22 protein-coding genes, 1 tRNA gene and 1 pseudogene are annotated in these 19220 nt (G+C 53.9%); 3 read left to right on the forward strand and 21 right to left on the reverse strand.

All coding sequences use genetic code 11. The features are described 5' to 3' along the window. The 6 genes from V476_RS15350 to V476_RS15370 form a co-directional block, all read right to left on the reverse strand. The gene (locus V476_RS15350) at positions 1-1887 is read right to left on the reverse strand and encodes a hypothetical protein (RefSeq protein ID WP_024960751.1); all 1887 of its coding nucleotides are present in this window, start codon (positions 1885-1887) and stop codon (positions 1-3) included. Between the two features lie 103 nt (positions 1888-1990). Beyond that, on the reverse strand, positions 1991-2191 hold the full coding sequence (locus V476_RS27310; RefSeq protein ID WP_080278573.1) for a CrpP family ICE-associated protein: 201 nt from the start codon (positions 2189-2191) through the stop codon (positions 1991-1993). Between the two features lie 62 nt (positions 2192-2253). Beyond that, positions 2254-2499, reverse strand: coding sequence for a hypothetical protein (locus V476_RS15355; RefSeq protein ID WP_024960750.1), 246 nt, complete (start codon positions 2497-2499; stop codon positions 2254-2256). Positions 2500-2703: 204 nt separating this feature from the next. Next, the gene (locus V476_RS15360; protein ID WP_024960749.1) at positions 2704-3168 is read right to left on the reverse strand and encodes a single-stranded DNA-binding protein; all 465 of its coding nucleotides are present in this window, start codon (positions 3166-3168) and stop codon (positions 2704-2706) included. A 1-nt stretch (position 3169) separates the two neighbouring features. Beyond that, the gene (locus V476_RS15365; RefSeq protein WP_024960748.1) at positions 3170-3754 is read right to left on the reverse strand and encodes a DUF3158 family protein; all 585 of its coding nucleotides are present in this window, start codon (positions 3752-3754) and stop codon (positions 3170-3172) included. Further along, positions 3751-4530 carry a PFL_4669 family integrating conjugative element protein gene (locus tag V476_RS15370; RefSeq protein ID WP_024960747.1) on the reverse strand — a complete coding sequence of 260 codons (780 nt, stop codon included), beginning with the start codon at positions 4528-4530 and terminating at the stop codon, positions 3751-3753. The genes V476_RS15365 and V476_RS15370 overlap by 4 nt, the downstream gene beginning before the upstream one ends. Positions 4531-4714: 184 nt before the next feature. On the opposite strand from V476_RS15370, the gene V476_RS27315 reads away from it, so the two are divergent. Continuing rightward, positions 4715-4996, forward strand: a complete 282-nt coding sequence (locus tag V476_RS27315) for a hypothetical protein (RefSeq protein WP_235810936.1) — start codon at positions 4715-4717, stop codon at positions 4994-4996. 5 nt (positions 4997-5001) lie between these two features. On the opposite strand, the gene V476_RS27320 is transcribed toward V476_RS27315, so the two are convergent. Genes V476_RS27320 through V476_RS15425 form a run of 11 tightly spaced genes read right to left on the reverse strand, consistent with a single transcriptional unit; the run spans position 5002 to position 13806 of the window. Next, the gene (locus tag V476_RS27320) at positions 5002-6366 is read right to left on the reverse strand and encodes an STY4528 family pathogenicity island replication protein (RefSeq protein WP_161780168.1); all 1365 of its coding nucleotides are present in this window, start codon (positions 6364-6366) and stop codon (positions 5002-5004) included. 5 nt (positions 6367-6371) lie between these two features. Beyond that, positions 6372-7109 carry a DUF2857 domain-containing protein gene (locus V476_RS15385; protein ID WP_003317582.1) on the reverse strand — a complete coding sequence of 246 codons (738 nt, stop codon included), beginning with the start codon at positions 7107-7109 and terminating at the stop codon, positions 6372-6374. A gap of 36 nt (positions 7110-7145) precedes the next feature. Then, entirely contained in the window at positions 7146-8900 is a 1755-nt protein-coding gene (locus tag V476_RS15390; RefSeq protein ID WP_024960744.1) for a ParB family protein, read from the reverse strand. Between the two features lie 2 nt (positions 8901-8902). Next, positions 8903-9166: an Arc family DNA-binding protein gene (locus V476_RS15395; RefSeq protein WP_011267076.1), complete on the reverse strand. Its 264-nt coding sequence runs from the start codon at positions 9164-9166 to the stop codon at positions 8903-8905. Next, complete coding sequence (locus tag V476_RS28945) at positions 9156-9401, reverse strand: hypothetical protein (RefSeq protein WP_024661822.1); 246 nt, start codon at positions 9399-9401, stop codon at positions 9156-9158. Before V476_RS28945 ends, V476_RS15395 begins: the two co-directional genes overlap by 11 nt. Next, the gene (locus V476_RS15400; protein WP_024960743.1) at positions 9398-9805 is read right to left on the reverse strand and encodes a hypothetical protein; all 408 of its coding nucleotides are present in this window, start codon (positions 9803-9805) and stop codon (positions 9398-9400) included. The genes V476_RS28945 and V476_RS15400 overlap by 4 nt, the downstream gene beginning before the upstream one ends. 1 nt (position 9806) lies before the next feature. Continuing rightward, the gene (locus V476_RS15405) at positions 9807-10148 is read right to left on the reverse strand and encodes a hypothetical protein (protein ID WP_024960742.1); all 342 of its coding nucleotides are present in this window, start codon (positions 10146-10148) and stop codon (positions 9807-9809) included. Then, positions 10145-11491 (reverse strand): replicative DNA helicase, encoded by a 1347-nt coding sequence (gene dnaB / locus V476_RS15410; RefSeq protein ID WP_024960741.1) that lies wholly within the window; start codon positions 11489-11491, stop codon positions 10145-10147. Before dnaB ends, V476_RS15405 begins: the two co-directional genes overlap by 4 nt. Continuing rightward, on the reverse strand, positions 11491-12192 hold the full coding sequence (locus V476_RS15415) for a DUF2786 domain-containing protein (protein ID WP_024960740.1): 702 nt from the start codon (positions 12190-12192) through the stop codon (positions 11491-11493). The genes dnaB and V476_RS15415 overlap by 1 nt, the downstream gene beginning before the upstream one ends. Beyond that, a complete protein-coding gene (locus V476_RS15420; protein ID WP_024960739.1) occupies positions 12189-12944 on the reverse strand; it encodes a hypothetical protein in 756 nt (251 codons plus the stop codon). The genes V476_RS15415 and V476_RS15420 overlap by 4 nt, the downstream gene beginning before the upstream one ends. Position 12945: 1 nt before the next feature. Continuing rightward, a complete protein-coding gene (locus V476_RS15425; protein WP_024960738.1) occupies positions 12946-13806 on the reverse strand; it encodes a ParA family protein in 861 nt (286 codons plus the stop codon). Positions 13807-14041: 235 nt separating this feature from the next. On the opposite strand from V476_RS15425, the gene V476_RS15435 reads away from it, so the two are divergent. Further along, positions 14042-14118 (forward strand) — tRNA-Pro (locus V476_RS15435). Between the two features lie 348 nt (positions 14119-14466). Here the strand turns inward: V476_RS15435 and V476_RS15440 are convergent. After that, positions 14467-14814, reverse strand: a pseudogene (locus V476_RS15440) (hypothetical protein); the annotation flags it as partial. Positions 14815-15327: 513 nt separating this feature from the next. Here V476_RS15440 and V476_RS15445 point away from each other — a divergent pair. Then, a complete protein-coding gene (locus V476_RS15445; RefSeq protein ID WP_003348905.1) occupies positions 15328-15780 on the forward strand; it encodes a hypothetical protein in 453 nt (150 codons plus the stop codon). Between the two features lie 212 nt (positions 15781-15992). Here V476_RS15445 and V476_RS15450 read toward each other — a convergent pair whose 3' ends face one another. From V476_RS15450 to V476_RS15460, 3 genes are all read right to left on the reverse strand, one after another. Beyond that, positions 15993-17174, reverse strand: coding sequence for a glycoside hydrolase family 10-like protein (locus tag V476_RS15450; protein ID WP_024960593.1), 1182 nt, complete (start codon positions 17172-17174; stop codon positions 15993-15995). 219 nt (positions 17175-17393) lie between these two features. Further along, positions 17394-18689, reverse strand: coding sequence for a glycoside hydrolase family 68 protein (locus V476_RS15455; protein WP_016567139.1), 1296 nt, complete (start codon positions 18687-18689; stop codon positions 17394-17396). A gap of 11 nt (positions 18690-18700) precedes the next feature. Further along, complete coding sequence (locus V476_RS15460) at positions 18701-18886, reverse strand: Com family DNA-binding transcriptional regulator (RefSeq protein WP_003317600.1); 186 nt, start codon at positions 18884-18886, stop codon at positions 18701-18703. Between the last annotated feature and the right edge of the window lie 334 nt (positions 18887-19220).

Raw genomic sequence — 19220 nt, forward strand, 5'->3', positions numbered from 1 at the left:
TCAGAGCCCCTTGTCCAACAAACTGTTAGCCCAGCCCACGATCTCTTCCCCAAAGCGGATGTTGAACATCGATTTTTCATCAGCGTAACGCGCCATCTTCATCGCCATATTTGGCCATTCCAGGAGCACGGGCATACGACCGCTTCTGACTGCGGCCATGAATAACTCAAAAGCGTTCATCACTGCCGAGTGAGCATCTGGGGGTTTGTTTTCGTTGTCTCTAATCTGAGCGATATGCAAATGCTGAGGTGTAAAATCGCCAGTCACTCGCTCATTGCGGCCTGCTCTGAGTGTGAGCTCGACCGATGCCAGCGGCAGCCCTTCAGATCGGATGGATAAGAGTCGGCAGTTGCCCGAATATGCACGGAAGTCGTATGTGTCGATGCAGTGACCCAGAGACCGATGCTCCTGGTCTAAGTCTGCCGGACAGCGTAATTCGACGATCTGCAAACCGGTCGCACTGCAGGTGATTGGATCACTGACCAGCAGCAGCCCCGGCCATCTTGTGAAACAGTCAGATGGCTCAGGCGGGAAATCCCGCTCCAGCCTCGCTCTGATGTCTGCGAGAGCTCCATGGAATGCATCGACCACATTTGATATTTGGCGGAAGTTCAAACCGCTTACAAACGCGTACAGGCGCCGCTTGGTGTTACGAGCCTCGCAACTACCAGCCCGTTCTAGGTTGTCGAACAGCTCTCTTAAATCAACAAGTTTGGCCGCCATGCCGGACCAGGCAGGGTCTGCCCAGTCAGTAGGGCAGCCCACCAAAAGATTGTTCATATCACGCAAGGGGCGGAGTAAATCCCATGGAATCGCTGATCTGAACGCATAGAAAAAACGCCATTCTGCTTTGGTTCTCGGGCGACGATTGCCTAGCACAGAGCCCGCGATCAGATGCTCCCAGCCTGCCTCAAGGCCCTCGGAATTCAAACGACTGAGCGCGCTGCCGGTATCGTAGACCCGCTGGTGGCCAAGGAAACGGATCGAGGACGTCGGTACCGAGAACAGCCATGCCAGAACCCTGTTAAGCGGCAAGCCAGTGTCGACTGCCCTTCCCACGAACCCGGCCCCGTCCATGATGGTTTCACCCTCCCAGGAGCAGCAAAACTCCTGAAGTTCGAACCATGGGCATTCCACCAGCAGTCCACCTGCAATCATGGGCCACGGCATTCCAACCCCAACGATCAACACCGGCACCAACACCGGTTGTGCTTTCAAGGCCTGTAGTCGACGTGTGCGATCGCCTTGAGCGAGCCAGTTGTAAAGTTTGGCGGAAGGGCACTGCACGGAACGCACTGCATGCAACAGCTCCTGGTCGAGGCTCTGACAAAACCTCTTCACTGCCGCGCCGATACAGGTGATGTAAAAGCGGCCGCGTGGCGCGTAAAAACGTTTGTTCCGGCCCTCTGAACTAAGCGCGCCCATATTGAATTTCACCAGCGGTCTTATACTAAGTTCCGCTTCATCCCGAGCCAGGTCCCGTGCTGGTTTGCAGAATGATGTCAGAAGTGCATTCGCACTATCATGAGTAATCAATTCATGAGCCAGCTTCAAAGCTTGGCTCGGAGTTGGTGCGTGGCCGGGGACTTTTCTCGTCTCATCAAATCGCACAGCTGAAATCAGCTGGCCATCGAAGTATTGCAGCTGCCTGCCGATCCGCGCCACCGTTGGACGTGCAACCGAGCCATCGTTATGGAGAGCAACGCACCAGCATCGAGTTGAGGAAGTGTGAGTCAGGTAGTGCAGTATGAACTCGTCACGTGCTTCCGCCGGTACGTTGAAATGATCAGCCCAAGTGTTGGCAACAGCACGATGACGTTCTGGGAATTTCGCAATATCGAGAAGAGTTTGGACGAAAGTTGTTTCGCAAATAGGCTCGGCGGTCATGAATCAATGAGCTCAAAGTGACTTGAGGCAGCACTGTCCTAGACCTGATCTTCGCTCGCCATGCGTAACCGTAAACGTGGGGGAGTGGGTTAATCGCGCTGAGTCAGAAATTGAAGCTTTGTTGTTGCTCCTGGGCAAACCCCTTTAGCCACGATGCGCGGATGGCTGGATGCCGGTAGGGGCATTCGTGGAGAGGGATGCCTTTAAGCGCCGCTTCAGCACCCGCAAGCATCACGGCATGGTGTGGGTTGTTGAATCGACGCCGATCCGAAGTCTCGTGCGTCGCTGTAGGGGCTGTTCTCACAACTGAGGAATCCCGTGGTGTAGATCGGATACATCCAAGACTTCACGAACGAGGCGTTTTTTTCAATCTTCGAGGTATTCAGCTGTCGCCAGCTCCTTAGCGGCCCACCGGGCTTCTTGGACATCCAGGTCGTTCATGCGTGCTTCAAATAGCTCATTGAGCGTGATTTCATCCTCTAGTGATGTTCCGGTCAACTCCCCTCCATTTCTGATAACCGCCTCAGTCAATTCAGTAGTCAGGGCGGTCCTTAACGCGGTGTCGTTTGGCATGCGGATGACATAGGTTACGAAGTTGTTGATGTCACTCATTGGATTCGACCTGTAAGAGGATAGTCGTAAAGTGGGCTTCCCGATCCGCTGATTCATTTCACCAGTAGATCCACGAGGAGGGCGATTTTTGCTCCATCGGGTGAACAATTTAGAAGTACCTGCCTGCTGATGGAGAACAACGTTGATCAGTGTCGTTTCCACCAGCAGCTTCACGCAGAGGCCGCGATTTTTCGCACAGGTTTCCTACACAGGAATATCGTCGTCGAAATGCGGAGCTGCATCATTTTGAGTTGAACTCCGGTCGGTATTCTGTTGCTCGCTTTGCGGCTGGTTGTATGACTGGGAAGGTGCCAATTGCACCGCTTCAACCCGGTGGGGAAGGATTGCGACCCGCGATGCCTGCACTTTCAACGCAGAGAACTCCTTACCCTCCTTGGTCCAGTTATCAATGAGCGCTCGCCCTTGGATCATGACCCGCATGCCCTTTTGGAACAAGTTGGCATAGTGTTCCGCATCGCGGTGCCAATATTCTACGTTGGCCCAGAAACCGCCTCTGTCCTCAAAGCCTGATCCATCAGCTTTCGGAATTGAATTGTCAAAGTAAACGTTCAGCCGCAGCAAGCGGCGCGGATCTTTGTTGCCGTTGGCGAACTCCTTAAATTCTGGAGCAGAGCCAAGGTTACCTTCCCAGTCTACTGATGTGCCCATGTTAGGACTCCTTCTGCGTGTGCGGTGAAATGCCGCTGGATTGTGAGATCTGTTGCAGCCGTCCTGAGTAAACGGCATCTGCCTGGGCCATCTTTTCGGCACATTCGGCGGCCTGCCGGCCGATGGTATGGACCAGACTTATTTGCATATTCAAAGCGACGCGTTGCTGTTCCATGGAGTGCAGATCCTGGAGTAGTGATTCGGGTGTTCTGGGATCGGCCAGCAAGCTGGACCAAACATTGACGCCCATCTGCCGCGTTCCCATTTCCTGCCAGCGGAGAAAAACTGTGCCAGCGCTTGTTCTTTGCCGGACCATCCGAACAGGCAGAAGAGTGAAGGGATGTCTGTTGGCCTGGGCAAGCACTTGATCCTCGGCCAGCGCGTTCAGATCACCTTCAAGGGACCGGCATAACTCTGCCAACTGGAGCATCCCCCCCTTACCTTTAAAAGGTTTTAAAAGGCCTTTTAGGAAGGGCGCATGTTGCAGTGCTACGAAGGCATCCTGTTGCAGGGGTTGGAAGGCACCCTGTTGCAGGCTCTGGCGCTCTTGATTCTGGTGCGCGGGGTTGGCCGTCACGTTAGTCACTCTGCGGACTCAGGTTCAGGCTTGTCAGGGTGCGGCTGGCCCAGCGTGATGGTCTCCTCGAAGCCTTCGTCATCACCGTCTTCACTGACCGCGGCATTTGATGCCGAAGAGGGGGACGGCGCGAAGCTTGATTTGCGAGTTCCTTCCAAAATGTCTTGGGGGATTTCACCAAACGATGCGTACATCTCACGAGCCTGCTCGGAACGTGCGTTCTTGGCCGCAAAATCATCTCGGCTTGCTCCCGAGAACTTCCAGCGCTGACTCAAACCGAAAAGACGACGCAGGATTGCAGCCCCCTCATCGAGCCACTGGCCTTTGGCGTTGTTGTCTATAAGGCCGACGTGGCTGGCCAGAAGAATGCGCCGCACGAGCTCGTCGTAGGCAGTGAGCAAAAAGACCGCTTTGAACGCCAGCGGCGTGGACAGGAACAGCGGCAGTGTCACCGGCTGCACGGATAGGTTTTGACCTATTGAAAGCATCGGAGGCAGTGAGGCCATAACTTCGTCCAGCCTGGCGTCGATATCTTTCATTTCCTGTTCAGAGGCTTCGATCTTTTCTTCTATAAGGATCAGAAACCAGTCTGAATAAGGATCGTCCTGTTCACAGCCACGCTTGATGCGGTTGAGGATGTTGGCAAAGCCGCTCAGGCCGATCATGCCAGGCTTGCCTTCGGTACGTTGACGCCCAAACCAGAGGCGCGAGGCATGGTGGGTGTGCAGGGTCAGGTTGACGCTGCTTCGCAATGAACCGAGGTTGAGCTGAAAGTTGTCAGCCATGCTGAGCGCTTCCTTTATAAGAAATGATTGATAGGGCGATGCAAGACTGCCTGCGGGTACAACTCAGGGTCAGTAACAAACCGTTTCTTGATCGGAATGGTTTTTTGGTGGAGACCCTGATTTTCGTGGGCTTGCGTGTGGCATCACCCAGACTGGAGCTGGAAGTGATTCCCAGGGAATCACCGTGGTCGGTGCTCAAAGTGATTCCAGTGGAATCACCCCGTTCGGTGCTGGAAGTGATTCCAGTGGAATCACCCCGTTCGGTGCTGGAAGTGATTCCAGTGGAATCACCCTGATCGGCGCTGAAAGTGATGCCAGTGGAATCACCCTGATCGGCGCTGAAAGTGATGCCAGTGGCATCACCCAGACTGGAGCTGGAAGTGATTCCCGGGGAATCACCGTGGTCGGTGCTCAAAGTGATTCCAGTGGAATCACAGTGCTTGCATTGATTGCAGCATTCAGCTGATCTGTTCAACCCTGTGATCTCGGTCGAATTATCCGCTTGATGTCCATCATTGAGCTGCGCCCGGCAGCCAGTGAAGACTCGTCACGATCTTGCGGCGAGACTTTTTTGATGGGAGGCGGGGGAGTTGGCTTTGGTTGATCAGGCGCGTTGCTGAGATGTTTCGGCTGGGGGGAGTGCGCCTGTGGATTTTGAGCTGACGCTCTAGGAGCCTGCCACTGGGCATTGAATTCCCCACTCAGGGCTTTCTGCATGCAGCTCAATAGATAACCGAATGGGTTCTTCACGGAACCGCTATTGCAACGATGGCGCCATTGATCAAGCAACGGTTCTCGCAGTGTCGGCTCGACGCTCTGCAATGCGGTCATCGCCCTGAAGCGTTGATCCTCTGTAAACCTTTCAAACCCTGGAGGTAGATCGACTGGAGCGCTCACAGCCTCGCGCGGTACAGAGCTTTTACATACAGATGTATTTGTATTCGTATACGTACTATATGAGTTCGGAATCCGAACTGTGCCGTATGACGCTGATTTTAGACTGAGTTCGGATTCCGAACTCGGTCTATCGAGATTCGCTTTCTCACTGATTTTACTGAGTTCGGAATCCGAACTCAGTGCTGAGGGCCGGCTTTCTTGCTGAGTTCGGATTCCGAACTCAGGCTGGTTTTCTTCGCGATCCACGGCATTCGGTGCATCATGCCAACCCTGACTACGCCATCTACCCTCAATGACATCAAGTCGCGTGGGCAGCACACCTGTCGATTGATTAGGGTCGGCTGCGAATTCTTTGAATGCCAAATCTGCCACGGTCCTGACAGCTTTATTTGCATGCTCGAGGGAATGGCCTACAAGCAACAGGTAGTCGCGATCAAGCTCCATAGCCTCAACACACCCGACCGGTTCGTCATGCAGGATGTAGACGTTTCCCTGCATTCGACCGCTCAGAGAGTCTCTTACTCGGCGTCCAAGACTAAGCCAGCGCGTCAAGCGAAGCACTGTCAGAGCCTTCGCTACAGTCTCTCTGGATGCGAATTTTCCTGGGACGGAGCCAAGGTAGGGACGAAGTTGTTCATAAGTCGGAAAGGCTGTGATGCCATCTGCGTTAATAAGCAATCTGAAGACTTGCCAAGCATTGCGCTCAAGCGGTGAAAGTCGATCATCAAGCAGGAGGCTTCGCGGCACCGTCTCATGTGGATTTCCACTGAAAACGATACCGTCGAGTGTCTCCTCAGTATCTGAGCCAGCAACCGACTTTCTATTATCTGAGCCAGAGCTCTGCTGTTGGGCCAGCTTTAATTGCTGGAGCAGCAGATGATTTTGTAGAGCCCCGGCAGCGGCATTAATGGCTCCCCCCAGAGAAGGGCGCCGGTTCATCCTTATCACATCCGGTCGCCTTCTACCTTGCCCACGGGCTTGTTCGCCTGGCTTTGACCCGGCCGGCTCCGATTAGCGTTTGCTTTCGACTGTTGCCGAGACTCCCCCAGCATTACGAGGCTTGCCGATTTACGCTTCTTGCCAGTCGGATATAGGTCCTGAGCCAGCCATCCTTGAATCTTGTTCCAGACGAGGCCCAGGGTGATCTGATCCGGAGGCACGATGTGGGGCTCTTCAGGAGGGACGTTTACCTCCTCCGTCAGCATCATCGCGATATCAAGTAATGCGACACCATCCGTATGATCCACGTTGTACTCTTCCATCAACTGCACAAACCTATGCCACAGAGGTGCGTCATCGGGAATGTCTCTGAATCGCCCAGGGCGTCCAGGAACACCTACCAGTACCCGTTGCAAGGAAACTTCTTGGGGGGACATGCCGAAGAACTCCTGCAGCATTGGGGTCGTCGCCCCCAAACGAAGCGCGCGCTGCACGATTCGGTTTTCCTGATCAGTGCGCTCCTTGTTCGCCAGCAGACGCTTCACCATGTCCGGATCAACTGCCACGCGGCACCAGATAACTGCAGAGTTCAGCAACACACTTTGTGATGAGGGATGCTGGAGCAGTGCCAGAATTTCTGGGTCCAGTCCCATATCAAGGCAACGCCTCACTTCACCGTTGCGCAAGTGATGCAGAATTTGCGCGACCATGGCTTCGTTGAGGGGGTTATGTTTTTTCGACATGACCAAACTCCTGTCTCACAACGTCGGAAAAAAACCTCATGGGGTCTGAACCACGCTGACGCTTCCCATCTCCAGCTCCACCAGCCGTCGGCCGAGGCGAATGAGTCGGAAAAGCTTCACGATGCAGGTATCGTCCAAGCGTCCCTGGAGAATTGCTTCACGGTCTTCGTATCTCGGGCTACCTAACAGCAACTGGGCCAGCGCTGCGGTGAACTGAAACTCGGACACATCCAGTGGTTGCTCGGGGGACTCTTTGATCAAGGCAATTGCGTATACGCCACTAATCGACTGGAGAAGGGTCAGTACGTTATTGGCCAGATCGCTGAGGTCTACATCCTCAGGAGGGTCTTGGCAGAGGAAGCCCAAACCACCTGGTACATCAATCACGCTGTCAGGATTGATGCCTGACAGGTGGGCGATTTCCCGGGCGAGCTGAGCGATTACCGGCCGCAATTCATCCGGCTGATCGAGGATACGTTCGATGTACCAGACGTCAGAGATAGGATGTAACCCACCCGCTTGGACGGGTATCGAAATCAGTGCATTTGTCTTGAAGTCGGGCAGATTTTCCCCATCGAGGGCTGCCAACTGCCGCTTTACATCCTGCACACGTTCAGTGGTGGATATCGGGCTAACGATATGCCCGGCAACCCTTGCTGCGCGCTCCTCCTCGGTGAGTTCAGGAGCCTGAGGCGGCGGCTTGTCAGCTTCGTTTTTTGAGGACTTCGGTGAGACGTCCTGTTTGCCCTTGGTTTTGTCAGCCTCAGATGGGGGAGCCTGAATGCCTGGTTCCTGTTGCTGATCGATACCCGGAACGTCACCCTCAGGCGGAAGACCGTCAGGTCGAGGCTGTTGAGCTGGCGTCAAACTCACTGGCGTGTCGATCACAGATGAACGCCGTGCTTGGTTCTGATTTTCACTCAGTGTGAGCAGGAGCTGCTCGTAAGATAGCCCCGTTCCCGACTGCATGTGACTGATCAGCTCATCCTGAACCCGCTCGTATACAAACTCGCTTGCATCTCCATCGAACAGCGAAAGTACGTCCTGGAACAAACCTTCGAAGTCAGGGATGTGTTCTTTCCCCTCTGTATGCGTGAGCCAGGTCTGGCCAGCAGCCTTGCGTAGCGAAAGGAGACGCTCGATCTGAGGTTTTCCTAACCCTGAATAAAGCGCACTGGGTATTACTGGAAGAAGGCAGCGAACCGTATCCTGCATCTTGCTGATATGTGACTGGGAAACCGGATAGCCGTCGGCACTTAGCCTTCGAACCAGCTCCCTTTGAGATATGGACTCACCGGCTTCTTTCTCATAAATGGCGCGGGCACTTTCTATGCCCACAGCCCTTTCTATGAACATTAGAGAACCGCGAAGATCGTTCTCCGAAAGGTGACCTGTGAGAGCGATAATCTCCCCACGTGCTGAGTCCCAGGGCCGAAACAGAACATTGTGTCGATAGAAACGGTCTTCGCCGGTTTCGCTGTACAGCTCCCGAAGAATCTGCAGACGTGTATTGCCGCCGTTGTTGATGGTGAATTTAATTTCGCCAGGTCGACGCGTTACTGTAGGGCGGTGATCCAAGCCGCGCTGCCTGATGGAGTCTTTGATCTCCTTGTACTTCGCATTGGTTACGGTGCGAGGGTTTTGCTCGAAGGCTTTCATCTCGTCCAGGGTAAGAACCATGGGCGTATCTACAATCGGGTCCGGCAGTTGATCAACCGTCGGGCCAGAACGACTGAATGAGCCTTGTAACAACTTGCCCGAGATTTCATCTGCAGTCAGTTTGCCAGCCATGATTATTGGCCCGCCTCAGGAAGTTGGATGACGTTGCTGGTGGGTGTTCCGCCTTTGAGCAGCACATCGATCACAGCCGTAAGCCTCGCAATCTCCTGCTCGTGACGGAGCGTCGCTTCAATACGGCTTATGATTTCTGAGTTCATCGAGCGATGGTTTGCTTTCGCAGCCCCACGGACCCGGCCCCTCATTCCGGTAGGTAGGCGGATGACGAATTTCTCGTCTTTATCGTCCTCACGAATATTCACAGCTTCGTTATTCAGCATGGCGATCTCCAATCTGGCTTTGGTTTTGTGCGCGGCGCAATTGAGCGCGAGCATTGAGGCCGGCCCTGTGGTCGCTGGGTGTGAAAGAAGTGAAGATGGGTGAACATCCACCTTTGGTGAACTTGATATGCCCACCATGAGTGCGATGCACTGCCCATCCCTGTGAGATGGCGAAGTCAGCCAAGTCCTGCAGGGACTTTTTCCTGCCTCGAAGAGACGTAGATGTATTGCTCATGACCGCGCCCTCGCTTTTGTAAAAGCAGCAGAGCGGAAGGGGATCTGATAGCGACGAGCTATGGCTTCACAACGCTTCCGCGTTTGATTGAGCGTCGCAGCGGCGCACGCCAGTGATGCCCCTGCTGTGCAGTGGGCTTTCAGCAGTCGCGCCAGCTCTGTGTCGGTCAGATCGTTTGTTTTTTTCCGCCCACGAGCGCTGGTATCCGCCTTCAACTGTGCGGCTTTTTCACAGTTGATAATGAATGAGCTGTCATTCGAGCGCTTGCTGGCTTCAACCTGATTGATAGCGCCCCCACGACTTAAGTAATCAGCCATCGCCTTCTCGATATCGCTCCGGAGGCGCTCTTTTTCCCGGTCCGACTGGACCGGCAAATCTTCTTCAGTGGTGTGATATAGCTGCATGTCACTGGCCTCCCGATCCGCCGAGCTTGTCACCCGACTGGATCTCTAGGATTTCAACCTCGTGGTCGACAAAGGTGTCAGTGAGTTTTTTCATGAAGGCTTTTCTGGAAGTACCTGGGCTCATGCGGAACACGACGGTGTACTCCTTGCTGTCTGGTGCCTTACTGGAGGCCACAACGCTCCACTGTGGGTGCACCAGCTCCAGTTCTACGACTTCACCGCTATGGCACGAAGGGCACTCGGGCGCGCGTTTTCCTGCTGGCATGACCGCAGTGAAAGGGTGGTGGTGGCCGCACGTGCGGCACTCATGAGTTATGCAAAGAGGTTTATTGCGCGCGCTCATGATCGAGCTCCTTGCCATGCGGCGGCCGAGAGGTTTTCGAAACGAGTGTGTTGGGGGATGAAGGCCGTTCGGACGGTGCCTAGCGCGCCGTTTCGATGCTTGCTGAGAATGAGCTCGGCGATCCCTTTTTGCTCGCTGTCGGGGTTGTAAACTTCGTCCCGATACACGAACAGAATCAGGTCAGCGTCTTGCTCAAGCGCGCCCGACTCACGGAGGTCTGCATTGATAGGTCGCTTGTTCGGACGCCGCTCAAGTTCTCTGTTGAGCTGAGAGAGCGCCACGACAGGACAGTCGAACTCTTTGGCCAAAGCCTTGAGTGACCGAGATATCTCACTGATTTCATTTGTCCGATTTTCTTTACCTGGACATTTCATCATTTGCAGATAATCGATCAATATCAGGACTGGCTTTCCGAAACGCCGTGCGCCTCTGCGAGCCCGCGCACGGATTGCCGAGGGAGTGAGGTCAGCTTGATCATCAATTACAAGGCGATCGCCATACGAGTTGATCTTTTGCACTGCCATCGCGAGCTTCGGCCAGTCCTCATCCTCCAACTGCCCGCGTATCAACTTCTCCAGGTTCAGGTGCCCCAGGATCGAGATGAGCCTGTAAATGATCGCCTCTGCCGGCATCTCGAGGCTGTAGACCTGAACAGTGGCCTGAGCATCTTTTTGAAGCGCAGCGTCTACCAAGTTGAGCGCCAGGCTGGTTTTGCCCATGGAGGGTCTGGCCGCAATGATGATCAGATCGGCTGGTTGTAGTCCGCCCGTCAATTCATCAAGATCGGAAAGCCCTGTGGGCAATCCAACGACCGACTCCCCAGCGTTGAAGCGAAGATCGATCTTGTCGACCACCTGCATAAGCATCTGGTTGACGTCCACAAAGTCGGAAGTCTGCCGTCCTTGCCCCAAAGCAAAAAGTTGCTGCTCGATGACGTCCTGAACCTCAGACGCATTCGCTTGAGGATCTGAAGCCTCCCGGGTACATGCATAGCCGTGTGAAATAATCCGGCGTAGATGAGCTCGGTTACTCACTGTTTCTGCATAAGCCTTGATGTTGGCCACAGAAGGGGTGTTTTTGGCGAGCTCACTGAGATAAGCCAAGCCCCCAGCAGCATCTATTGCTGCAATGGAGTCGGAAACCGTGACCACGTCAAATGGCCTGTTCGATTCAGCCAGCCCAGCAATGCTCTGGAATATCAGACGGTGCTCGGCCCGGTAGAAATCATCGGCTTTGATACGGTCTGCGATCAGGTCCCAAGACTCGTTATCAAGCATCAGTCCGCCAAGCACAGCTTGTTCGGCTTCCACGGAGTGGGGAGGTGCCATATGAGAAATGTCCATCAAGCCCTCCCGATTCTTGCCGGGGACGGAGAGTGCTGATCGACGCCTCTGTGCAATGCCGCTGTAGAACCTTGCATCCAGCCCTGATGCTGAGATCTCAGGTCGTGGCCCTTAACAGAGGTGGGCTCAAGATCTTTTTCGACCAAGGTAGGGTGGTGCAGGCTGAGGTAAGCGCTTATCGCTTGTTGAGTTTCAGCGTTTTGTCGCCCAGCGAACTTGTAAACGTTGCTGGCCACTGCATTGATCCATGCTTCGGCAAAAATCCGTCCACGTCGTCTTTTGGTGGTTGGATTGCAGCGTTTGAGCTGCGATACGTGCTGACGACGCGCCGAAACAAGCTGCAGATGAAGCGCGGAATAGGCATAGCACGCCAGATCGGGCGACACACCCAACCCGACGAACTTGAAATGCCAGTCTCCAGGCCGTGAGGGGAAAGCAAAACAATCGCAGTCGAAAGCGCTCGCGCACGTGCCCGCCAGGCTGTGCAGCCAACTCGCTGGCGCTCGCTTTGTGCCGGCAGATACTGACGCCTCACGTGCGAGGTGGGCGTCCACCTCAAGCTCTTCTAGCTGGTACTGCTCCATAAGCTTGCGGCCTTGCCGCAGGGCTGTCTCCGCTTCATTAGGAGAGGCACCCGCAGAACGTGCCAGTGCGAAGCATTTGATGACTTTGTCGATTATCCGTTGGCGGTCAATGCTCATGGCCGTACCTGCGGTACTGCCTCAACTGCCAGAGCCTCTTTCCAGAGTCTGAGGGTTTCATGTTCTTCATCTGTGAGCGCGGCTTTAGCATTCGCATCACGGACTTTTGACTGCAGAGCGGCTAGCCGATCCTCGACCTCAGATCCATCGTCGTAAGAGATGTCATTAGTCAGTGCCTCAACGAGCCGGATACGAAGCGAGCCTAGGCAACTGAGTCGGTAAGCGGTCAGGCTTCCCCAACCTATCAGTCTGCTAAACGGCGTCAGTAAGGTGCTTCGGATCTCGCTATTAAGCTCGACTGCGGAGTAGAAACTGTCATATGCGCCGATGCGGTTGAATAACAGCGCCGTTTTCAGGAGCTCAAGTTTCTGGTCCAGGCTCTCAGTGGGCAGGGGATATGTAGCCGCAATCAGTAGTTTCGCTCTTGCGTTCCGAGCCTCCTGCCGACGTTTAACCGCTTTCTCGTCGCGTACACGTTTTTCCTTGGCATGCTCGACATGAGAGTTCACTGATTCAAGGAGCTGCGCGGCCTGTGAGAGCAGTTCACGCTGTTCCACGCTCAAGTGATCACCCAGTCGACTAATCAAGCCGCGGCCCATCTTATGGCCGGAGCTTAAATTGCGGAGCTCACGTGACGTGTTCGTAAGCTTGGTCTGAGCGGCGCGCAGTTGTGATGAGTTGTACTGCTCGTTGAGCTTCTGCATCAACTGAGGAGTAATGCCGGAAGCTTCCGTGAGATTTGTCTTTGCCATCTCATTGACCCCCTTTTACCAGGGCCTCTACGGCGGATTCAGTCATCACCTCGAAACGGTCGGTCCACTGCGGAAAAAGCTCAACCACAAGCTCTCGAATGACCTGAAGCGCGCTCGGCGCGCGTCGATTGGAAGGTTTTTTGTATTCGAGCCGATGTGCCGACATGCCTGCTGTAGATCCCTCGCGGAAAATTACTGAAGCAGGAACTGTGCTGTTGAGGACATCGACTTCCATGTTGTCCGCGAAGGTCTTTCTGATGGCGTCATGAATCCCGCGAGCGTCGACGGTCTGGTCGAGGCAGTTGACTACAACCTTGATTGGAGGGACGTGCAGGCCAAGCCTCGAGTAAGGACGCAGTCCATCAAGCATTTGCAACGTCCCACGGTTAAACTCGCGGGCGCTGAGCATGTTTGGTGGCAACGGGGATACAGCAAGATCTGACGCTAAAACCACCATCTCCAACATGACGCTTCGTGCGCCTTGGGTGTCAATGAGAATCAGGTCGAATTGACCCTCGAAAGCTTTCAGCAGAGAAGCCAATCGCAGACGACCATCCGCAGCCTGAAGCAGGAGGCTAATCAACTGGTTGTTGGGGTCGTTCGACAAGATCAAGGACAGGTTCGGGATGCTTGTCCTCGATATGATTCGCTCTGGATCAGTCAGGTTATGTGCGATGAGGTCGAATATGCCGCCGCTGACTTCCTGTGCCATTGGGTAATAGGAGGACAGTGAAGGCTGTACAGGGTCCATGTCGATGAGGAGGACCCTCAAGCCGGCGTCGGCGCAGAAGCCGCCGATGTTGGCAGCCAAAGTGGTTTTACCGACACCACCTTTGGTGGACAAAAGCGAGGTTATGTACATGATTTAAAGCCTCTAATGGGGACATTAGAGACTGCGGTTTGGGATACTGAACGATCTCAAGCGGGGTCCTGCCTCAGCGTTACGACCAATTGGCTTTTAACCAATTGGTCGTAGGTTCGAATCCCACACGACCCACCATTTTTAGTCAGTTTGTATCTGGCTGGATCTTAGGGAGTGACGCCACAAGCGTCACCCAAATAGAAAACGCCTCCTCGGAGGTGTTTTTTAGCATCATCGGGGTATAGCGCAGTCCGGTAGCGCGCCTGCTTTGGGAGCAGGATGTCAGGAGTTCGAATCCCCTTACCCCGACCATTTTCGCCCAGCTGTATCAGGGTTGAAGATCAGGACTCAAGAACAGTGGTTTTGAGTCCAACAAAAAAGGCGTCCTTCGGGACGCCTTTTTTGTTGGGTGCATTTTCAGGTGAGACCACGCTCAGCCGCCGCCTGATGCGAAATATGGGTAAGCGCTCCATAAACCCCATCTTCAGCCAAGTTTAGCCAAGTGGGGTTTATGGAGCGCTTACGATTGATTCAGGTTATTCGCTGAGGCATTGGGAAGCAGGGAGTGGGAGGAGTGCCGTCGCGACAACCCTCCTGATCAAGGCTCCACGCCGGCTAATAGGTGATCGCTAAACCGGATGACGATGAAGGCTGGCAAAGTCAGCCTCCTTGGTTGTTATAAAGAACGACAGTCTTTTTTTTGAGGTTCCGCAGCCAGGCACCTATTTTTGTCGCTTTGTTCAATTTTGTTAACACGTAGATAGTTTCGGCAAGAGCCTTTTTGCTCGACGCCTCCGCCTCTGGATCAATGGGATCGCTGGCCAAAGCGCGATTGTCCATGAGCATCTGCCACAGCTGCTGGTCGACGGTGTCTTCAGCCAAGGGTTGACGCAGTGCGCCCAGTCTTGCGAATCGGTGCTGGTCGCTGCGCGTGATTTGATTGTACTCTTCTTGTTCTGCCTGGCTGAGTATCACCGGCACAGTCTGCCGCTGTTTACCCTTCAGGTTACCCCGACCATTTTCGCCCAGCTGTATCAGGGTTGAAGATCAGGACTCAAGAGCACCCGCTTTGAGTCCAACAGAAAAGGTGTCCTTCGGCAGCGCTATACATCGGCCGATAATGGCAGATTGAGTAAGTCTACAAAGCTCTAATGCAGTTGATTAGCCTGACCTGCCGACCCATCCGGCCAGTTCCAGCATTTCGGGGCCTATATGTCGCATACATTCATTCTCAGCGAAGTGAGCAATGAGGATAGGTGGGCTTTATGATGTATTGCAGTTGTCATATTAAAGCGCAGCTCTGTGGTAGCTCTGATGGACCACGCGGTTTCCTGATGCTACGCGATGGGCATTTGGCAGCCGCAGGCTGGCTAGTTCATAAATGGTATGCAGTACATACCCGAAAATTGTAACATTGCCAACGTAGGTAACAGTCTCAGTACGTTGACGCAACGTCATCCATAGAATCAGACGAGGAAAAGTGAAGTGAAATTAATCACAACGGTAACCACAAGTCTGCTAATGCTCATGAACGGTGCTCACGCCGAAGGACTGACCACCTCGGTGGATGGTAAAGAACTGACGGTTAGCTTCGGCCAGCCCACCATTAAGCAAGTGCTGCATTACCGTAAAATGTACGACAAAAAACCGTTCCCCGATGCCGAAATTTATTACTACGATAACGGCACCTACAAACTGATTTCGCAGGGTGAAAACCACTATGGCGTTTACTCCATAGAGGGCAATGTAGATGAGGAAACGTTCACGGTGCGTTTCATTTCTCTGCCTTCTAGCGACTGGGGGAATAAAACGGCCTTTCATCAGTTAACGTTCGTTCGTGGAGACAAGCAAAACATATTCATCCAGAACGCGATTGTTGATACCGGCGAGGCCCTTGCCCAGCAGAACGGCACTTATACCCAGGAAAAAAATACCGTCACAAATCCGGTGTCTACCACGTGGAAAAATAAATAATCTTCATGGAGCGTCTAGTCGTGGAGCTACGTCTATATCCAGCCGCCAGGAAAATTCACCATGACATCCGTTGCGCATCTCTCAAGAATGGAAACTTGAGGACGATTTCAACGAACGGTTGAGCCAATATTGCTTGTATTGAGCGGGCGAAATCCATTTTAAAAAAGCCTTATTACAAGGGCTTCCCCATTGCGCAGAAGCCCAACAAAAAATTAGACGTCGGCCCAGCGACGCTTCAGGTAGTCAACCACCTGCTGAGTCTGTGAGGCCCGCAGAAATATATGTCGAAAAAACATGCACCCGGACACCTCAGCCAGAGAATCATTCAGGTCAAGCTGACGGGTCATTTCAGGCACGCCTCCCTCAACCGTCCAGTCGGGCTCGGCTGCTGATGCCGTTCCCACTTTATACAGAGCCATACCAATATATAACGCTGTGCCGGTACCCCTGACGGTATCCGCCCACCACTGTGTGATGACATCATAGCGGGCAACCTCCCGGGCAAACGGCCAGTAGACCTGCGGGGCAATATAATCAATGATGCCGTCAATGACCCATTTCCGCGTGTCTGCATACGCGAAGTCATAGTTGGACGCACCGGCCTGCGTATCAGACCCCAGCGGGTCGTTAGATTTATTCCGCCAGACGCCTGCCGGACTGATACCAAACAAGACATCCGTGTTAACGGCGGCTATTTTTTTTTGGCATGCATCAACCAGCGAATACGTGTTATTCCGTCGCCAGTCGGCCTTTGTGGTAAAGGTCGTATTGTAGGTCTTGTAGGTCGCATCATCATTGAGCAGGGACTCTGCGGATTCATAATAAAAGTAATCATCGAACTGAATGGCATCAACATCGTATCGAGTGACAATTTCTTCAACAATACGACTCACCCACGCCTGAACTTCAGGTATGCCGGGATTGAGCACAAAGCGCTTCGCTGATGTTCCTGTCCATTCAGGATGCAGTTTAAACACACTGGCCGGCGAGTCAGAGGATGAGTTATTCAACTCTTCTATTGTGGCATCACTGGTGTTCATTGATACGCGGTACGGGTTCACCCATGCGTGCAGCTCAATATGACGAGCGTGTGCCTGCTCAACAGCATAAGCCAGTGGGTCGAAGCCGGGATTTTTCCCGAGGGTTCCCGTCAGGTATTTCGACCATGGAAGCAGGTCTGATGCGTAGAATGCATCTGCGCAGGGAACAACCTGGAATATAACCGCATTCATTTTCATTGCCACAAGGTCATCAAGAATGCTGGTCAACTCTTCTTTCTGTGTATTGACACGTGCAGCCTCATCAGTGATGGCCAGAGATGAGACTGACGGCCAGTCAAGATTCGTAACGGTTGCGACCCAAGTCGCCTTGAGATTTTTCTTCGCGGTCGCCATTGCGGCTTCTCCTTTGTGCTGGGGTCTGAGGAAACGAAATACGCTGTCCATGCATGGGCATTTTGAAATGCCTATTCATTAACGAGTACGACACCTTCCAAGACGCTGGTAGGTAACCATGGCCGAGCAGATTATCGCGATGAGCGAGTTGCTGGGCTGAACGCCTGAAGAACGCCTGCTTGCACAGGCGTTCTTCAGGCATCGTACGTGGACGGCGTGTCAGCTCAGTTGCACGTCTTTCATCGCAGGAATGTAACCGTAGTCATATTCTTCCTGCACGAACGAGCGATCCCCCTTCAACAGGATTCTCACCGTCGGCGCCTCGGTGCCGCCGATACGATAATCCTCACCTTCGGTGGGCACGCTGTCGATGAATGAAGTCACCAGGCCGTTCGGCATGACGCAGTGGGAATACGTCTGGAAAGGCTGCTCGGGCGGATTGCCGAGCACCAGGCCGGAAGCGTTCATTGGCCGGTACGGGCCGAACAAATGTTCGCCGACAAAACCGTAGACACCGTCTGGTCCTGTAATACCATCGGCATACGTAAACTTGTGACTGATGGTGAACAAGTAATACTTGCCGTCCTGAAAGACATAGTGCGGGCGCTCGGTCTGATCGTTCACGCCGACGGCTGTCACCAAGGGCGGAAGTATTTCCCACTCTTCACCAGTGAGATCTTTTGCGACCGCCAGGCCGATACAACCTACCTGGAATCTGGCCCCTCCCACGTCTTCATGACCTGGTGGCACAGGACCCAGTTCGACACTCCCTACTGTGTGCGAACCGCGTTCACCGGCGACGTTGCCTTCAAACACCATATACAACTTGCCGTCATGGGGATCAATGAACGGGCTGGGGTCGCGAAAGTTCCAGGTCGAGTTCTGCGCTTCGGTTTGATAATAGGTGCCGTCGGCCTCGAACAGTTTTTTGACCTGAGTAAAGTCTTTCAACTCCACGCCCTGATCGGACGTCACAATACGGCCACGTACTTTGGCGATCGCTGCGCCGGGCGTGACGCAGGTGTAATAAAGATCAATATCGCCTTTGTCATTCAACAATATCGGGGTGCCCGCCCACTCTCGCGTGGTGGGCGATACACCCTCGGCCATTACGCGACCACCAAAGATCCAGTCCTTGCCGGTACGCGAGTACCAGTAGCACATGCGTGCGCGGCCATGACGATCTTCCCAGTCACGCTTGATGTCATAACGGCCATTGGCGTCGAGGTATTGCGGATCATTGGGGTGACGGTCAGCCGTCAGGGTCAGGATGACCGACCAGCCGTTGACCGAAACCACCGTGCCATCCAGCTCGCGCAGCGGCATGGTGTCCCAGATGAATACCGTATCACTCATGACCGGGAAGTCCGCACTGACCAGTGGCTGCGTGGTGGTCGGGTCATTTTCATTGACCTTCAGCGCATCGGCGCGGGACCAGACAGTGGGGGCGTATTTGATGTTACCTACGAGAGGACTATTTTTGTGCTGGATTACAGCAGAGCTGCTATTGGACATAATTGATACCTTTAAATAGCTTTGGGAGGCAGCAGCGACGCTGCTGTACCTCTTTCGCTCAAAGGCGATAACTCGAGGCTCGCGGCCTTCACATGATTCAGCGTCCCGCAGCGGGGGCACTTGATTTGGAGTTCGGTGTAGTCACCCATGCGAGCCAGCAGCTTCTTGCACTGTCCGCATCGGTAGTCTTTCAACATTTGCACGGGTCTCCTTGTATTTCGCCCAATGAAAAACCCCGCCGAGGCGGGGTTTGGGGTGGATCGCAATGTATCGGTTGGCGCTGTTAAAAAGCCCGTATCCGATGGCTGCCCTGAGGCGCAAATCGCATATCGTGGTGTCTTTTTACCCGCATCCGGAAAGTCTGGAAAGAAGCACTTTCGGGGAAGGTCGAGTTTGGCCGGAGTTCAACAAGAGTTCGACCACAGCTGCGCAATCGACCCGGATAAACGGTGCGAGACAGCGCTTTGATTGGAGGCGCGGTGCTTCAGGCGTGTACAAAGTCAGTTGATTCCAGAGCACGGGCGCAGCCAT

Source organism: Pseudomonas syringae KCTC 12500, from assembly GCF_000507185.2.
Taxonomy (GTDB): Bacteria; Pseudomonadota; Gammaproteobacteria; order Pseudomonadales; family Pseudomonadaceae; genus Aquipseudomonas; species Aquipseudomonas syringae.

Bases quoted from the DNA above. Each gene is read 5' to 3' on its own strand.
- V476_RS15350 (WP_024960751.1), bottom strand. From the start codon at position 1,887: ATGACCGCCGAGCCTATTTGCGAAACAACTTTCGTCCAAACTCTTCTC.
- V476_RS15400 (WP_024960743.1), bottom strand. From the start codon at position 9,805: ATGCAGCTATATCACACCACTGAAGAAGATTTGCCGGTCCAGTCGGAC.
- dnaB (WP_024960741.1), bottom strand. From the start codon at position 11,491: ATGGACATTTCTCATATGGCACCTCCCCACTCCGTGGAAGCCGAACAA.
- V476_RS15405 (WP_024960742.1), bottom strand. From the start codon at position 10,148: ATGAGCGCGCGCAATAAACCTCTTTGCATAACTCATGAGTGCCGCACG.
- V476_RS15415 (WP_024960740.1), bottom strand. From the start codon at position 12,192: ATGAGCATTGACCGCCAACGGATAATCGACAAAGTCATCAAATGCTTC.
- V476_RS15425 (WP_024960738.1), bottom strand. From the start codon at position 13,806: ATGTACATAACCTCGCTTTTGTCCACCAAAGGTGGTGTCGGTAAAACC.
- V476_RS15395 (WP_011267076.1), bottom strand. From the start codon at position 9,166: ATGCTGAATAACGAAGCTGTGAATATTCGTGAGGACGATAAAGACGAG.
- V476_RS15460 (WP_003317600.1), bottom strand. From the start codon at position 18,886: ATGTTGAAAGACTACCGATGCGGACAGTGCAAGAAGCTGCTGGCTCGC.
- V476_RS15450 (WP_024960593.1), bottom strand. From the start codon at position 17,174: ATGGCGACCGCGAAGAAAAATCTCAAGGCGACTTGGGTCGCAACCGTT.
- V476_RS15390 (WP_024960744.1), bottom strand. From the start codon at position 8,900: ATGGCTGGCAAACTGACTGCAGATGAAATCTCGGGCAAGTTGTTACAA.
- V476_RS28945 (WP_024661822.1), bottom strand. From the start codon at position 9,401: ATGAGCAATACATCTACGTCTCTTCGAGGCAGGAAAAAGTCCCTGCAG.
- V476_RS27320 (WP_161780168.1), bottom strand. From the start codon at position 6,366: ATGAACCGGCGCCCTTCTCTGGGGGGAGCCATTAATGCCGCTGCCGGG.
- V476_RS15385 (WP_003317582.1), bottom strand. From the start codon at position 7,109: ATGTCGAAAAAACATAACCCCCTCAACGAAGCCATGGTCGCGCAAATT.
- V476_RS15370 (WP_024960747.1), bottom strand. From the start codon at position 4,530: ATGGCTGACAACTTTCAGCTCAACCTCGGTTCATTGCGAAGCAGCGTC.
- V476_RS15455 (WP_016567139.1), bottom strand. From the start codon at position 18,689: ATGTCCAATAGCAGCTCTGCTGTAATCCAGCACAAAAATAGTCCTCTC.
- V476_RS15420 (WP_024960739.1), bottom strand. From the start codon at position 12,944: ATGGCAAAGACAAATCTCACGGAAGCTTCCGGCATTACTCCTCAGTTG.
- V476_RS15355 (WP_024960750.1), bottom strand. From the start codon at position 2,499: ATGAGTGACATCAACAACTTCGTAACCTATGTCATCCGCATGCCAAAC.
- V476_RS15445 (WP_003348905.1), top strand. From the start codon at position 15,328: ATGCTCATGAACGGTGCTCACGCCGAAGGACTGACCACCTCGGTGGAT.
- V476_RS15360 (WP_024960749.1), bottom strand. From the start codon at position 3,168: ATGGGCACATCAGTAGACTGGGAAGGTAACCTTGGCTCTGCTCCAGAA.